Source organism: Legionella busanensis (assembly GCF_900461525.1).
In the GTDB taxonomy this organism is placed as follows: domain Bacteria; phylum Pseudomonadota; class Gammaproteobacteria; order Legionellales; family Legionellaceae; genus Legionella_C; species Legionella_C busanensis.
The window spans coordinates 170,895-186,593 of sequence record NZ_UGOD01000001.1 but is presented as its reverse complement, the minus strand read 5'-3'; the positions used below and the strand labels follow the sequence as shown (position 1 = coordinate 186,593).

Genomic DNA, 15,699 nt, shown 5'->3' with positions numbered 1-15,699 from the left:
TCAATATAAAAAGTTGTATGAAGCGAGGGAGTAAATGATTGCAAAAACACCATTGCATGCTAGTCACTTGGATTCGAGGGCTAGAATGGTTAATTTTCATGGCTGGGAAATGCCCTTACATTATGGTTCCCAATTAGAAGAGCACCATATTGTTCGCACGGACGCAGGCATGTTTGATGTCTCACACATGACGATTATTGATATTTTAGGCGCAGGCGGACGACAGTTCTTGCGCAAATTACTGACCAATGATGTTGATCAATTAGAGCATAGTGGCCGCGCTTTATATAGCTGTATGTGTAATGAGCATGGTGGCATTATCGATGATCTTATTGCTTATCAACGTGCTCCCGATAATTACCGAATCGTACTTAATTCTGCAACTCGAGAAAGAGATCTCGCCTGGATTCGTAAGAAAAGTGAAGGATTTGCCGTAGGATTACAAGAACGTACAGAGCTAGCTATGCTCGCAGTACAAGGGCCTGAAGCTATAGCTAAAACGATGCGTGTCTTAAGTCCTGCGCAAAGTGATGCTGTTTCAACGCTTACTCATTTTGAATGTGTTGATGTTGATAATTCTTTCTTCGCTCGGACAGGATATACAGGAGAGGATGGCCTAGAAATTATTGTTCTTGCATCTGAAATTAATCAATTATGGTCAGATTTATTAAGCGTTGGTGTTAAACCCTGTGGCCTTGGGGCTCGGGATACATTAAGGCTTGAAGCAGGCATGCTTTTATATGGCCAAGATATGGACGAGACAACCACACCGCTTGAATCAGGTCTAGCTTGGACTGTGAAATGGCAACCCGAAGATCGGGATTTTATTGGCATGGGCGCTTTATTATTTCAAAAACAACAAGGTATAAAACGTAAATTTGTTGGCCTAATTACTGATGAAAAAGGGATTATGCGTACAGGACAACGAGTAATAATGCCTGATTCACAGCATGAAGGTATTATAACTAGTGGTACTTATTCGCCAACATTAGGAAAATCCATTGCCCTTGCTCGGGTGCCTATAGAAGCGCAACAAGAAGTCTTTGTAGATATTCGAGGAAAACAGGTTTCAGCTCAAGTAACGAAACCAAGATTTATTCGAAATGGTAAGCCTATATCAAACTAAAATAAATACTAATTAAATTCTATAATTAAGGGGATAGGTTGATGTCAGATTTAAAATTTACGCGCACACATGAATGGGTCCAAATTGATGGCAATGAAGCCTTAATAGGTATTACCGATCATGCACAAACGCTTTTAGGCGATTTAGTTTTTGTTGATCTTCCCAAAGAAGGTGCAGAAGTTAGCGCTGGAGACGAACTAGGTGTGGTAGAATCTGTTAAAGCTGCATCCGATTTTTATGCGCCAGTTAGTGGGACTGTTATTGAGGTTAATCAAGCGATCGTTAATGATCCAGCTCTGGTAAATACTGATCCACATGGCGCTGGTTGGCTAGTAAAACTTCGTTTAAATGAAAATAGTGATTTGAGTGACTTACTTGATGCAGACCAATACGAAACTGAGATCGCTGAGGAAGATTAGTTATGCCTTACATTCCCCATACAAAAGAAGATGTCAAACTAATGCTAGAAACCATTGGTGTGACTAGTACAGATGAATTATTTGATGAAATACCTAAGCAACTCCACTTTGAAGGGTTCAAAGATCTTCCCGCTGGCATCAATGAGATGCAAATGCTTAAAGAGGCATCTCAGTTAGCTCAAGCGAATCAAAACGGTATTTGCTTTTTAGGCGCCGGCTCTTATGACCATCATATTCCGGCCGCTGTATGGGATATAGCAAGTAGAGGTGAATTTCTAACTGCTTACACGCCCTATCAAGCTGAAGCAAGCCAGGGTACCTTGCAGCTGCTTTATGAATTTCAAACGATGATTGCTGAGCTGACAGGCATGGAAGTAGCAAATGCCTCCTTATATGATGGAGCAACTGCAGTAGCCGAAGCCATTTTAATGGCTGTTAGGCTTAACAAATATAGTAAAACAAATCGTGTGTTAGTTGCAGGTACTCTAAACCCCTTTTATCGAGCAACTATTGAAACAATTGCGTGTAACCAACATATTGAAATTATTAACTTACCTTTTGATTATAAAATCGGTACTACATCTTTAGCTAACGTTGATAAATATACCAATCAAGATATTACAGCCCTAGTTATTATGCAGCCAAACTTTTTTGGCTGTCTTGAGCCTGTTGATGAATTAACTGATTGGGCAGCAAATAATAAGGCTATTACTATTGCTTGCGTTAACCCGATTTCCTTAGGCCTTTTAAAACCACCTGGCCGATGGGGCTCGCATGGTGTTGATATAGTTTGTGGTGAAGGCCAACCTTTAGGCGCACCTATGGCTTCTGGCGGGCCTTATTTTGGCTTCTTTAGCTCTCGACTTGAACATGTACGACAAATGCCAGGACGTTTAATTGGTAAAACACTAGATAAAGAAGGTAATACAGGCTTTAGCTTAACTTTACAAGCTAGAGAGCAACACATTCGCCGTGCAAAAGCCACTTCTAATATTTGTACAAACCAAGGTCTATTAGTAACGGCAGCTACAATTCATATGAGTTTACTTGGACCTGTTGGCCTACAACAAGTTGCAGAACAATGTCATCGAAATACCCTAAACTTAGTAAAAGGACTTACCCAAATAAAGGGTGTTAAGCAAGCTTTTACAGCCCCTTATTTCCATGAGGTATTACTACAATTTGAATCGCCCGTAGAAAATATTCTGGATAAATTAAAAGCGTGTGGTATTGATGGCGGCTATCCTATACAAGCGCATTACCCCGAACTTAATAATACCTTACTTGTCTGTGCTACAGAAATGCGCACAGAACAAGAGATTAATTTTTATATTGATGAATTAAAAAGCATTTTAAAGTGAGACTGTATGTTTATTATTCAATTAACTTATAAAACGTCTTTAACTGAAGTTGATAAATATCTTCAAGCACACCGTGAGTTCCTAGATTATTATTATAAACAAGGCTTGCTAATTGCCTCTGGACCAATAAAACCTCGCGTAGGTGGTATTATTATCGCTGCAACGAATAACAAAGACTACCTTGAATCTGTGTTTAAGAAAGATCCCTATTATTTAGCTGAAATTGCGGATTATGAATTTTTAGAATTCTCGCCTGTCATGTATTGCGAAAGCTTGAAACCATTTATTGAGGAAGCGGAGAGCATATTATGTTAATATTTGAACGTTCTCAGGCTGGGCGACAAGCACTAAGCCAAGCCCCAAAACCCAATGCAGAGCAGCCGCTAACTATACCAGAACAGTTTTTACGTAAAGCACCTCCACGGCTGCCTAGTTGTTCTGAATTACAAGTTGTGCGTCATTATACGGGCTTATCACAGAAAAATTATGCCATTGACACAACCTTCATTCCGCTAGGCTCTTGCACAATGAAATATAATCCACGCGGGGTGCACAAAGCGGCCTCGATCGCAGGATTTGTGAATCGTCATCCTTTAGCGCCAGAAAAAGACAGTCAAGGTTATTTAAGAATTATTTATCAATTGCAATCTTATTTACTTGAAATTACAGGCATGAGTGGTGTCTCTTTAACGCCGATGGCAGGTTCACAAGGCGAGTTTGCAGGTGTTGCTATGATTAAAGCGTATCACCAATCTCGAGGCGATACTCAGCGTAATGAAATGATTATTCCTGATGCAGCACATGGTACCAATCCAGCCTCAGCGGTTATGTGCGGTTTTAAAATTGTTGAAATTCCTACTGCTAAAGATGGTGATATTGACTTAGAGCAACTAAAAGAAAAAGTTGGTCCTAAAACTGCTGGAATCATGCTAACAAATCCATCGACCTTAGGCCTATTTATGCGGCAAATTACCGAAATTGCTGCGATTGTGCATCAGGCAGGTGGCTTACTTTATTATGACGGTGCTAATTTAAACGCTATTTTAGGGCGTGTACGTCCAGGCGATATGGGTTTTGATGTGATGCATTTAAATTTACATAAAACCTTCGCAACCCCTCATGGAAGTGGCGGGCCTGGCGCTGGGCCTGTCGCAGTAAGTAAGCGTTTATTACCTTATCTACCGCAACCCGTCGTTATCAAGGAAAATGAAACTTATCGATGGGCTACTAAAGCAGATTATCCTCAAAGTATTGGTAGATTATCATGTTTTATGGGTAATGCAGGTATTTTACTACGTGCCTATTTTTATATTCGACTTTTAGGTAAAGAAGGATTATTACGCGTATCAGAATTTGCTACTTTAAATGCTAATTATTTATTAGCAGCATTAACCAAAGTAGGCTTTAACCCAGCTTATCCTCAAAGACGAGCTAGCCATGAATTTGTCTTAACTTTAAGTCAAGAGAAAAAGTCCTTTAATATTACTGCTATGGATTTGGCAAAGCGCTTATTAGATTATGGATTCCATGCGCCAACCACCTACTTTCCTCTGCTTGTACCTGAATGCTTACTCATTGAGCCAACAGAAACAGAGTCCAAAGAAGAGTTAGATGCTTTCGTTAACAGCATGAAAACAATTCGCAGAGAAGCGGAAGAACAACCCCAACTATTAAAAGAAGCACCAGTACAATTACCTGTTAAACGATTAGATGACGTTAAGGCAGCTAGAGAGCTAGATTTAAATTATTTTAGCTTATAGTACCAAGAAGAATAAATCTTTATTGAGCGGCTAGGCTATAATAGACTTCTTTCGCAGTAAAGTTGTGAAAGAAGTCTATTCGACCAATTATACCGCTAATTACTAGTTTAAATTTTAAATTTGTAGCTTTCTCTATTCTTCGTCTATAAATAAATATTTACTGACGCTTATTGAAAAGCCTTTTCTTAAAAAAAAAAATAAGTTATAACAGTTTTAATTACGTCAAGGATTGGCGGTTTAGGACTAACCCGGTGTAGATGTAATCATTAATTAATTTCATGGAGCGAAATAATGAATACTAAAGTGTTCTCGCAGCGATTTAATCGGGAATTATCGTTATTAGGTTTTCCGGAAGAAATATCAGAAAAGACAAAAGCAGTTGCAAAAGTCTTTGGTGTTACTCGCCATCTTGCTAACGGCATGATTTTTGGCCAAATTTTACCTTCTTCCGAACAGTTAAATAAAATCGCTGAAGTACTAGAAGTTTGTCCTCAGTGGTTAAGTGGTGCTACCGATAGAAAAAAGGCTTTTTCGGTAAGAGAAGAAGAAAGCGTGTAGCTAATTATAAATTAAGCTATAATTTTGATAGTTTAAACTACTCCTGATAAATAGGTATTTATCAGGAGTCAAATTGTGTAAGGTTTTTGTCGTTATGGAGTGCTTAAGTTATTGCATTGCCAATTCAATTGATTTAACTCGTCTTGATCATTATTTCAAATCCTCAGCCAATTATTATCCGACGACTAGATCACGAGATGTTTTAAGAATTTCTCCAGTCAAACTACCTAATTCAACCATTTTCGCTTTTAAGAATGGAACAGTAGTTACTTGGGGGATTAAACGCTATCAAGTTGATCCTTATCTAGATAAGGTTCGTCAGTTTGCAATTAGGCCAATTTCTGTTTTGGTGCGAGATGAATTTACTTACAGGGTAAGTGATAAAACGTCTATTGAACCTCACGGCTTTTTTGATGTCGATTGCATATCTCTTGATGCAGATATGGATAGTGATGAGCTTAAATTAAGTTTATCTTACGGTTTTTCACAGTCAGTAAAGTTACAATATTTTGAAACAATTATTGAGGCATTAATTGAAAAATATTCGCCGGTTATTCAAGCATTATCCACAACAGGACAAATGCAAATACCACGTATGCAGATTCGGCAAATTATTGGTGAGATTTTAGGTGCTAAAAGTGAAATGAACTTAATTAGCAACTTTTTATACCATCCTAAATATTTCTGGCAACACCCTACTCTAGAAGAATATTATACAATGCTTGAGCGTTATTTACATATTCAACGCCGAGTTAATGCTATTAATCATCGCTTAGATACCCTCAATGAGATTTTTGAGATGTTTAATAGTTATTTAGAAAATCGCCACTCCCATAATCTAGAAATTATTATTATTATACTTATTACAATTGAGATAATTTTTGCCGTACTTAATTTTCATTTTTAAATTAAATCCTGTTTTTTCTGGAAATTATAATTATCTTCCCCTAATCTTTGAATAAGAAAATATAATTAACATGAGTTCGACATGAAAGAGACAACGACTCTTTTATGTCGCTAAACGAATGTTATCTGTAAAGTAATTTTTATACGTGAACTCGATAAAGAGGCTAAATTAAATTAAATTGCATTAAGAGTTGTTATGCTTAAACGTAATAGTCAGCTAAGTACAACCCAGTTAGAACATGTAAATAAATTAGCTCTGCTTTGCGCAATTCAAGATGGTGGATTGCCAACGCTATATCAGGATATTTTAATAAAAAAAAGAGAAACTGAAAGCAATATTCTTTTATATGAAAACGATAAATTAATTGGATTTTTAGCTTTATATTTTTTTTATGAGCATGCTTGTGAGGCAAGCTTACTCATTGATCCTGCTTACCGCAATCAACGGATAGCAACGAAGCTTTTCACTCAAATTATGTCATTGCTGAAACAAAAGAATATGAATGATATTATTATTTCCTTTCCAGCATCTGCAGCACTCCCATGGTTGGAAGCATCAGGATTTAATTATCATCATAGTGAATACGGTATGATAAGGCACAGTGATGAATTACTATCAATTAATAATCCTCGATTATTTATACGTAAAGCAGCTTTAGCAGACTTAAATGACTTATGTGCGATTGACGCATCCTGCTTTTCTGTCCATCAAAATATGACTGAGCGTTTTACTCTCTTATTAAATGATAATAAAAACACTATATTACTGGCTTTAAAGAATAAAACACCTATAGGCAAAGCACATATTCAATGGAAGCCAGATATAGCTCATTTCTCAGATATCGCCATTCTTCCCTCTTATCAAAGAAAAGGGCTAGGTAGTGAATTACTAGCGCATTGTATTAATGAGGCCTTAAGTAAGGGAAGAATAACTATCGATCTAAGTGTTGAAGCAAGTAATCAAAAAGCTCTAAAATTATATCAGAAGTATCATTTTAAAGTGCAAGAAAAACAAGATTATTGGGCAATTAGCGTAGTTAAATTACAAAATTTGTTACCTTCCTTGCTTTATTAGACCTCTTATTTCATTAGACCTCTTTCCAAACTCGCTGCAGAGAGTCAAGTGTCAGGTTGCGCCAGCGCGCAGAACCGCAGTGTACAGAGTACATGAGGATTCGAGCACTACCGCAGCCCGGCAATTGGCCTTTGCAGCGAGTTTGGAAAGAGGTCTATTTTTAGATAGCAGTTATAAATATTAAATGAATGGTAATTACAATTGCTGAGTATTGCTTTCAAAATCTAGCAAGTACATAATTTAATTTGATTTTGACATCCAGAAGATGAACTCTTGACGATGTCATTAAACGGATATTAGCCCGTAAATGCTTAAGCGTTTTAATGGGAGCTAAATAAAATAGGTTATGTCCAAATAGCAGTATTTATTTTGTTAATTTGGCTAAGCTCACTAACCTCTATCTTGCATGTATAGCTTAAGGGTAAGGAATGAAAAAAAGGGTGGTAATCACGGGGATGGACATTGTATCTTCTATTGGCAATGGTCTACAGCCATTCTGGCAATCAGCTATTGAAGGAAAATCTGGTATTAAACGGATTCAGAGGTATGATCCCAGCCCCTATCCTACACAAATTGGGGGAGAAATTACTGATTTTTCTTTAGAAGGAATAGAAACCCTAGAGAAATATAAGCGTTATCCACGAGCTATTCAGTATGCTCTTTATTGTGCTTACAATGCCCTTATACAAGCTGGCCTTACTCCAACAGAATTGCAAACTGCAGGCACTTTTATAGGTACAAGTTTAGGTGGTACACCAGAAATAGAGTCAGCGGCTTATGACTTTTTTTTCAATCAAAGTTGGAAAAAAATTCCAGCTTTAAGCGTTTTACGTGCTATGCCTAATTCCATTGCAAATCATATTGCAATTGCTTTTGGTTTAGGTGGCCATAATTCTACTATATCTAATGCTTGTGTTTCTTCAGCAGAAGCCATAGGTAGTGCTTATCAGCATATTGCGCAAGGCCGAATGGCCGTTGCAATATGCGGAGGAACAGAATCACTTTTGTGGGAAGCTATTATGGCAGCGTGGTGTAAGTTACGAGTAATGTCTGTTAAAAATGAGCAACCAGAGCTCGCTTGTAGCCCATTTTCTAAACATCGCAGTGGTATGGTAATGGCTGATGGTGCAGGAGTTTTAGTCTTAGAAGAATTTAAGCATGCTAAAGCGAGAGGCGCTAAAATTTATGCAGAAATTATTGGCTTTGGAGCAAGCTGTGATGCTTATCATGTTACAGCACCAAGTAGTCAAGGCCAAGTCAGAGCCATCCATTCAGCACTTGATGATGCCAAACTCTCAATAAATGATGTTCAGTATATCAATGCTCATGGCACTGGGACGCAATTAAATGATCTAACAGAAACAGAAACAATAAAAAATGTATTTGGCCAACGAGCTTATGAAATTCCAATCACAGCGCAAAAGTCAATGACAGGGCACGCTATTGGTGCTGCAGGAGCAATGGAAATTATTGCCACAGCACTGAGTTTGCAACACGATACTCTATTGCCCACCATTAATTTAACGGAAACTGATCCAGCTTGCGATCTAGATTATGTTGCTAATTATTCAAGAAGAAAGTTAATTGATATAGCCTTATCCAATCATTTTGCTTTCGGAGGCGCTAATGTTGCTTTGTTACTAAGGCGAGGTATTTAAAAACCACATTAGGTCTCTTACATTAGACCATTAGACCTCCTTCTAAACTGTCAAAGGCGTCTTATACCTAATGTAGTAAACAAAAATCTAAAAACATGGTTCGCAAGTCATCCCGCAACGCGTTATAATCGATCCATTTGCGCAAACTAGAAGGTTAATGAATGAGTATTTCTCTATATGAAATAGCGAATATAGTGCAAGGTAGAGTTATTGGTAGTGAGGATATTATTGTATCTTCTTTATCACCAATTGAAAATATTACTGCTGGCTCACTCGTTTTTGCTGATGGCTTTGATAATTTACGTCGAGCTGAGCAATCTGAAGCAGTAGCAATCCTTACTAACCCTGAAGTTCAACATTCAGCCAAACCTATTATTCAGGTTGCGCATCCTTTTCAAGCGTTTATTCAATTATTAGATTTCTTTTATCCTCATTCTAAACCTGTAGCAAGCATTCATCCTACTGCCATCATTGCTCCAGATGTTAAGCTTGGAAAAGATATTTTTATTGGTCCTTATGTAACTATTGAATCAGGTACCACCATTGGTGATCAGTGTATTTTAAAAAGTCATGTAAGTATTGGAAAAAATGTGATTGTTGGTAAAGATAGTACTATACACTCTCATGTTACTATCTATGATGAAACAGAAATTGGCGAGCGTGTATCTATTCATGCATCTAGTGTTGTAGGTTCAGATGGTTTTGGTTATACCTTTATAAATGGCCATCATTTAAAAGTTCCTCATAAAGGTAAAGTTATTATTGAAAATGATGTGGAAATTGGTGCAAATACTGTCATTGATCGCGCGACTTTAGGTGCAACAGTTATTGGTTTAGGAACAAAGATAGATAATCTTGTTCAAGTTGCACACTCTGTTAAACTTGGCCAACATAATATTTTATGTGCTTTTACAGGTATTGCTGGTAGTACAGTAAGCGGTAATCATGTTATTTTTGCAGCTAATGTAGGTGTTAGTGATCATGTTCATATCGATGATGGTGTTATACTCGGCGCACGCGCTGGTGTACCCCCTAAAAAACACCTTAAAGCAGGTAATGTATATTTAGGCAATCCGGCAAGACCTAAAGAAAAAGCTATTGAACACGAATTAGGCGTAACTCGTATTGCCAGTATGCGTAAGAATTTGCGTCAACTTAATGATAAAATAAATGAACTAAGTACTCGCCTAGAGCAATATGAGGCTGCTGAATAATGTCTAGTTCTTTGCTTTTAATAGATGGGTCTTCTTACTTTTTTCGCGCTTTTCATGCCTTACCTCTTTTAACAAACTCAAAGGGTCAGCCAACAGGTGCTATTTACGGTGTTGTTAGCATGATTAGGCGCCTGATAAAAGATCACCAATGTGAACAAGTTGCGGTTGTTTTTGATGCCAAAGGTAAAACGTTTCGTAATGATTTATACCCTGAATACAAGGCGCATCGCATTGCAATGCCGCCTGACTTATATGTTCAATTTGCGCCGTTAATTGAGCTTTTAACCGCCATGGGATTGCCTCTATTAATCATTGAAGGCGTTGAAGCTGATGATGTTATTGGGACTTTATCCCGGATAGCTACAGAGCAAGGTCAGCCAGTTATCATTTCCACAAGTGATAAAGATATGGCGCAATTAGTGAATGAACATGTAACTATTATAAATACCATGACTAACCAAGTCATGGACAGCGCCGCTATTAAGGAAAAATTTGGCGTCCTGCCTGAGCAGTTTATCGATTACTTAACCTTAGTGGGTGATACCTCTGATAATATACCGGGTGTTACCAAATGTGGACCTAAGACAGCCATTAAATGGCTGGAGCAATATGAAAACTTAGATAACTTATGTGCAAACTCCCATCTTATTACTGGTAAAATAGGGGAATATTTACGTAAAAGTCTAGATTTCTTACCTCTATCAAAACAATTAGTCACTATAAAAACAGATGTAGAATTACCTTTAACCTTGACCGATTTAAAAATTAAAGAAGAAGATAAGGAAAGGTTAATTAGCCTGGTACAGGAGTTAGAATTTAAATCTTGGTTAAAAGAATTATTAGAAACGAAGGAATTGCAAGAGCCTACTCAAGAAACCCTTCAGCCTGATTTAAATATCATTAACAATGAAACAGAATTAAATAATTTTTTAAAATTATTAGCATCTAGTTCGCAAATTTACATAAAAACAGAAACCACTGATCCAAATTCTATTCATGCAGATATAGTGGGTTTATCGCTCGCTATAGATGAAAAGCAAAACGTATATATCCCCTTTCTTCATCAAGATAATGAGATAAAATTAAATCCGCATACCACTCTTAATTCTTTAAAATCTATTTTGGAGAATGAAAAAGTAAGTAAAATTGGGCACAATTTAAAATATGATTATAATATTTTAAAAAATTATGGAATACATTTATCCGGTATCCAGTTCGATACTATGCTTGCATCCTATATTTTAAATAGTATTGGGCAACACGATTTGAATACCTTGGCTTTAAAGTATTTAGGTTGCAATACAGTTACTTATGAAGAGGTGGTAGGGAAAGGAGTCAAGCAACAGCAACTAAATTATATTAGCCTTAATAAAGCTGCTACCTATTCAATAAGTCAAATTATAACCATTGTAGCGCTTCATAATAAACTTAGTTCCCTATTAGAATCACCTTTCGATACTGTATTTAAAGATATTGAAATGCCTTTACTGCAAGTACTTGCTGAGATGGAACGACAAGGCGTGTTTATCGATATCCCTACTTTAGAGAAACATGGGCAACGGCTTAAATCTAGGCTAGTCACTTTAGAACAAGAAGCGACTGAACTTGCTGGGCGTACATTTAATTTAAATTCACCTAAGCAATTACAAGAAATTCTTTTCGATGAATTAAATTTACCAATTCTGGCAAAAACGCCTACTGGTCAACCATCAACAGCTGAATCAGTATTACAGGAACTTGCTTACAATTATAAGCTACCCGCTATTATTTTAGAGTATCGTAGCTTAAGCAAACTTGTATCGACTTATATTGATGCATTACCTAAACGAGTTAAGCTCGAAACTATGCGTGTTCATACCTGTTATAACCAGGCCATTACAGCAACAGGTCGTCTTTCATCGAGTGAGCCCAATTTACAAAACATTCCAATCAGAAGTGAGGAAGGCCGTCTAATTCGTACTGCTTTTATAGCGCCACCGCAATACACTATTTTAGCAGCTGATTATTCACAAATTGAGCTGCGTATTATGGCGCATTTATCAGCAGATCCTAACCTTTTAAAAGCATTTGCAAGTGGTTGGGATATTCATACAGCTACAGCCAGTGAAATCTTTCAAGTGAAACTTGATGATGTCACCTCTGAACAAAGACGGCGAGCAAAGGCCGTTAACTTTGGATTAATATATGGTATGTCTGCCTTTGGCTTAGCTAAGCAGCTAGGTATTGATCGACAAGATGCTCAGTTTTATATGGAGCGTTATTTTCAGCGGTATCCAGGCGTTTTAGATTATATGGAAAGAACGCGCCAGCAAGCACATACGCAAGGATATGTAGAAACAATTTTTGGCCGCCGTTTATACTTACCTGATATTAATGTACGGAATTTAGGTAGACAACGAGCTGCCGAACGTATGGCTATTAATGCGCCTATGCAAGGTACTGCGGCAGATATTATAAAAAAAGCCATGATTGCGGTTTTTAAATGGCACGCATCACTATCTAATCCTAAAAGTGTACGTATGATCATGCAAGTCCATGATGAATTAGTGTTTGAGATTCAGCAGGATGCTATAGAATGGGCAAAAAATGAAATTCACCACTTAATGGAACATGCTGTCGAGCTTGTAGTACCTTTACAAGTTTCAATTGGGATGGGAAAAAATTGGGATGAAGCACATTAAGTTTAATGCGCTCTACTATCTAGGTGATCAATATTAAATATATAAATGATCGACGTTTATCTGTTCTTTACTAAAATTCTGGTCTTCTTTAATTAAGTAAGATAATGACCGAGCAATACGTTCAGGACTTACAATTTTTTGCCAACAATGATAAGCATGGAAGGGTTTATTATGCTGGCGGAAAACATCTGCAAATGCCTGACGCATAGATTCTGAATTTGTCCAAGCAATAATAGGAATATATTTATAATTAGACCAAATCGTATGAGCTAAAGCTGGACCGTTACACTCTAATCCATCGGATGCTTTTAAATCACCATCTAAAATAATAAGGGTAGGAATGCTATTTTGTAAGTAAGCTAATGCCTGTAAACTATCATTAACTACAGTAACATTGATTTGCGTATACAACACTTGTAATAAGCGAGTTAGGCAAAACGCATTGAAAGTACTATCCTCAACAACTAACACTCGCATGAGAACTCCTTTTAATTGTTGTTAGGAGTATAATGGTTAAACCTTAAGGAAAGATTAAGAAATTTAAAGCTTTGGAAAAAATTATTTTAAACTTAGGTAAAGTAATATATAGCCAAGCAGTTCATTTGAATCAGCGATGTTAAAGGATAACAATAGGCCTCTCGCATAACCTGTTTATTTTAGTTGGATGCAAGGCGCAAGGGTTTTGAGGAGCAGAGTTTTCATAGAATAAATGAGCCTCGGAGAAAACCTTCTAACATAGTAATCGCGTAAATAAACAGGTTGTGCAAGAAATCTAATGTATTTCTAGAAATTTAAATATGATTTTCTTATTGTTTCAATACAATTAACCCTAAAATATCTATTTTGTGGAGATAAATTAATGCAAGTAAAAGCAGCTGTAGCACATGCAGCAGGACAACCACTAACGATTGAAATGGTTGATCTTGAAGGCCCTAAAGCGGGAGAAGTTCTGGTAGAAATTAAAGCAACAGGCGTATGCCATACAGATTTATTTACTTTGTCAGGTGATGATCCCGAGGGGCTATTTCCAGCTATCTTAGGCCACGAGGGAGCAGGCGTTGTAGTCGACGTAGGTACGGGTGTCACTTCTGTAAAACCTGGTGATCATGTTATTCCTTTATACACACCGGAGTGTCGTCAATGTGAATATTGTCTTTCTCAAAAAACAAATCTTTGTCAAGCAATACGTAGTACTCAAGGACAAGGATTAATGCCCGATGGCACTAGTCGCTTTAGTATAAATGGTAAAAAATTATTTCATTATATGGGCACATCAACCTTTGCTAACTACACAGTATTGCCAGAGATAGCTGTAGCAAAAATTCGTGAGGATGCTCCTTTTGAGAAAGTATGTTATATCGGTTGCGGTGTCACTACAGGCATTGGTGCCGTCATCTATACAGCAAAAGTTACGCCTGGCTCTAAAGTAGTTGTTTTCGGCTTAGGTGGTATTGGCCTGAATGTTATTCAAGGTGCACGCTTAGTTGGAGCAGAACAGATTATTGGGGTTGATATTAATCCAGAGCGTCAGATATTAGCAAGAAAAATGGGAATGACCGATTTTGTAAATCCTAAAGAAATAGGTAATAAAGATTTAGTTGCCTACCTTGTTGAGCTCACTAAAGGCGGCGCTGATTATAGTTTTGAGTGCGTGGGAAACACTACTTTAATGCGTCAAGCTTTAGAATGCTGTCATAAAGGTTGGGGCGTTTCCACTATTATTGGCGTCGCTGGCGCAGGCCAAGAAATATCTACTCGACCTTTTCAATTAGTAACGGGTAGAGTATGGAAAGGCTCAGCATTTGGGGGCGCCCGAGGACGTACAGACGTACCTAAAATTGTTGATTGGTATATGGATGGAAAAATTAATATTGATGATTTAATTACCTATGTTATGCCCATAGAGCAAATTAATGATGCTTTTGATTTAATGCACCATGGTAAATCAATTCGTACAGTAGTTACTTTTTAAATTTTTATATTGAGGACGTATTTTAATGACTGTTGAACTTATTGAAGAACATTTTTGTTTTGGTGGATGGCAACGGGTTTATGCTCATCAATCTATAACTACGCAGTGCACCATGCGTTTTGGACTTTTTTTGCCGCCTCAAGCAGCTAAACATAGAGTGCCAGTCTTATATTGGCTTTCAGGGTTAACCTGTAATGAGCAAAATTTTATTACTAAAGCAGGGGCACAACGAGTTGCAGCTGAACTAGGTCTAGCTCTTGTTGTTCCCGATACTAGCCCGCGCGGTATTAATTTACCCAATGATCAAGACAATTATGATTTTGGTGTTGGTGCAGGATTTTATCTTGATGCCACCCAAATGCCATGGTCAACATATTACCGTATGGCTACTTATGTTCAAGAGGAGTTACCCAAGCTTTTGCAAACCTTTGCCCCACTTGATGAAAAAGCCTGTGGTATTTTTGGTCATTCAATGGGAGGACATGGTGCGCTTACCTTGGCTTTAAAGAATCCAAAACAATATCGTTCTGTTTCTGCTTTTTCACCTATCTGTGCACCAAGCCAATGCCCTTGGGGACAAAAGGCATTCACCGGTTACTTAGGAACGGATAAAGCGATTTGGCAACAATATGATGGTTGTGAATTAATCGCATCTAGAGGATGGCCTCATCAGGTTATTTTAATTGATCAAGGAACACAAGATCCTTTTTTAGAAGAACAATTAAAACCAGACCTATTGCAAAAAGCTTGTAAGCAAGCTCAAGTTACGCTTAATTTACGTATGCAAGAGGGGTATGATCACAGTTACTATTTCATTGCTAGTTTTATTGAAGATCACTTACGTTTTCACGCAGCCAGATTAAAGTAAAATTAGGCAAGTGAATTCTTCTAAAGTAGTAGCCTGGGTGAAACGAAGTGAACCCCGGGTTTCGGCCCTTTAAGCCTGCACCAGGCTACCTATCCTTTTTA

Annotated in this window: 14 protein-coding genes; 13 read left to right on the top strand and 1 reads right to left on the bottom strand. The window is 37.4% G+C overall.

What is annotated here, in order from left to right; genetic code table 11:
- Positions 1-34: 34 nt before the first annotated feature.
- From gcvT to polA, 11 genes are all read left to right on the top strand, one after another.
- Positions 35-1,126: a glycine cleavage system aminomethyltransferase GcvT gene (gene gcvT / locus DYH30_RS00875; RefSeq protein WP_115329634.1), complete on the top strand. Its 1,092-nt coding sequence runs from the start codon at positions 35-37 to the stop codon at positions 1,124-1,126.
- 41 nt (positions 1,127-1,167) lie between these two features.
- On the top strand, positions 1,168-1,545 hold the full coding sequence (gcvH, locus tag DYH30_RS00870; RefSeq protein ID WP_115329632.1) for a glycine cleavage system protein GcvH: 378 nt from the start codon (positions 1,168-1,170) through the stop codon (positions 1,543-1,545).
- A 2-nt stretch (positions 1,546-1,547) separates the two neighbouring features.
- Positions 1,548-2,906: an aminomethyl-transferring glycine dehydrogenase subunit GcvPA gene (gene gcvPA / locus DYH30_RS00865; RefSeq protein WP_115329630.1), complete on the top strand. Its 1,359-nt coding sequence runs from the start codon at positions 1,548-1,550 to the stop codon at positions 2,904-2,906.
- 6 nt (positions 2,907-2,912) lie between these two features.
- Positions 2,913-3,221, top strand: coding sequence for a YciI family protein (locus tag DYH30_RS00860; protein WP_115329629.1), 309 nt, complete (start codon positions 2,913-2,915; stop codon positions 3,219-3,221).
- Positions 3,215-4,666 (top strand): aminomethyl-transferring glycine dehydrogenase subunit GcvPB, encoded by a 1,452-nt coding sequence (gene gcvPB, locus DYH30_RS00855; protein ID WP_115329627.1) that lies wholly within the window; start codon positions 3,215-3,217, stop codon positions 4,664-4,666. The genes DYH30_RS00860 and gcvPB overlap by 7 nt, the downstream gene beginning before the upstream one ends.
- Positions 4,667-4,957: 291 nt before the next feature.
- Positions 4,958-5,224, top strand: coding sequence for a hypothetical protein (locus DYH30_RS00850; protein WP_115329625.1), 267 nt, complete (start codon positions 4,958-4,960; stop codon positions 5,222-5,224).
- Positions 5,225-5,297: 73 nt separating this feature from the next.
- Entirely contained in the window at positions 5,298-6,131 is an 834-nt protein-coding gene (locus DYH30_RS00845; protein WP_242604695.1) for an RMD1 family protein, read from the top strand.
- Between the two features lie 195 nt (positions 6,132-6,326).
- On the top strand, positions 6,327-7,205 hold the full coding sequence (locus DYH30_RS00840) for a GNAT family N-acetyltransferase (protein ID WP_115329621.1): 879 nt from the start codon (positions 6,327-6,329) through the stop codon (positions 7,203-7,205).
- A gap of 428 nt (positions 7,206-7,633) precedes the next feature.
- Complete coding sequence (locus tag DYH30_RS00835) at positions 7,634-8,863, top strand: beta-ketoacyl-[acyl-carrier-protein] synthase family protein (protein WP_115329619.1); 1,230 nt, start codon at positions 7,634-7,636, stop codon at positions 8,861-8,863.
- Between the two features lie 161 nt (positions 8,864-9,024).
- The gene (lpxD, locus tag DYH30_RS00830) at positions 9,025-10,077 is read left to right on the top strand and encodes a UDP-3-O-(3-hydroxymyristoyl)glucosamine N-acyltransferase (protein ID WP_115329617.1); all 1,053 of its coding nucleotides are present in this window, start codon (positions 9,025-9,027) and stop codon (positions 10,075-10,077) included.
- The gene (gene polA / locus DYH30_RS00825) at positions 10,077-12,758 is read left to right on the top strand and encodes a DNA polymerase I (protein ID WP_115329615.1); all 2,682 of its coding nucleotides are present in this window, start codon (positions 10,077-10,079) and stop codon (positions 12,756-12,758) included. Before lpxD ends, polA begins: the two co-directional genes overlap by 1 nt.
- A gap of 33 nt (positions 12,759-12,791) precedes the next feature.
- On the opposite strand, the gene DYH30_RS00820 is transcribed toward polA, so the two are convergent.
- Entirely contained in the window at positions 12,792-13,235 is a 444-nt protein-coding gene (locus DYH30_RS00820; RefSeq protein ID WP_115329612.1) for a response regulator, read from the bottom strand.
- A 382-nt stretch (positions 13,236-13,617) separates the two neighbouring features.
- Between DYH30_RS00820 and DYH30_RS00815 the strand changes: the two genes are divergently transcribed.
- On the top strand, positions 13,618-14,730 hold the full coding sequence (locus tag DYH30_RS00815) for an S-(hydroxymethyl)glutathione dehydrogenase/class III alcohol dehydrogenase (protein ID WP_115329611.1): 1,113 nt from the start codon (positions 13,618-13,620) through the stop codon (positions 14,728-14,730).
- Between the two features lie 25 nt (positions 14,731-14,755).
- On the top strand, positions 14,756-15,598 hold the full coding sequence (gene fghA, locus DYH30_RS00810; RefSeq protein ID WP_115329608.1) for an S-formylglutathione hydrolase: 843 nt from the start codon (positions 14,756-14,758) through the stop codon (positions 15,596-15,598).
- Positions 15,599-15,699: the final 101 nt, after the last annotated feature.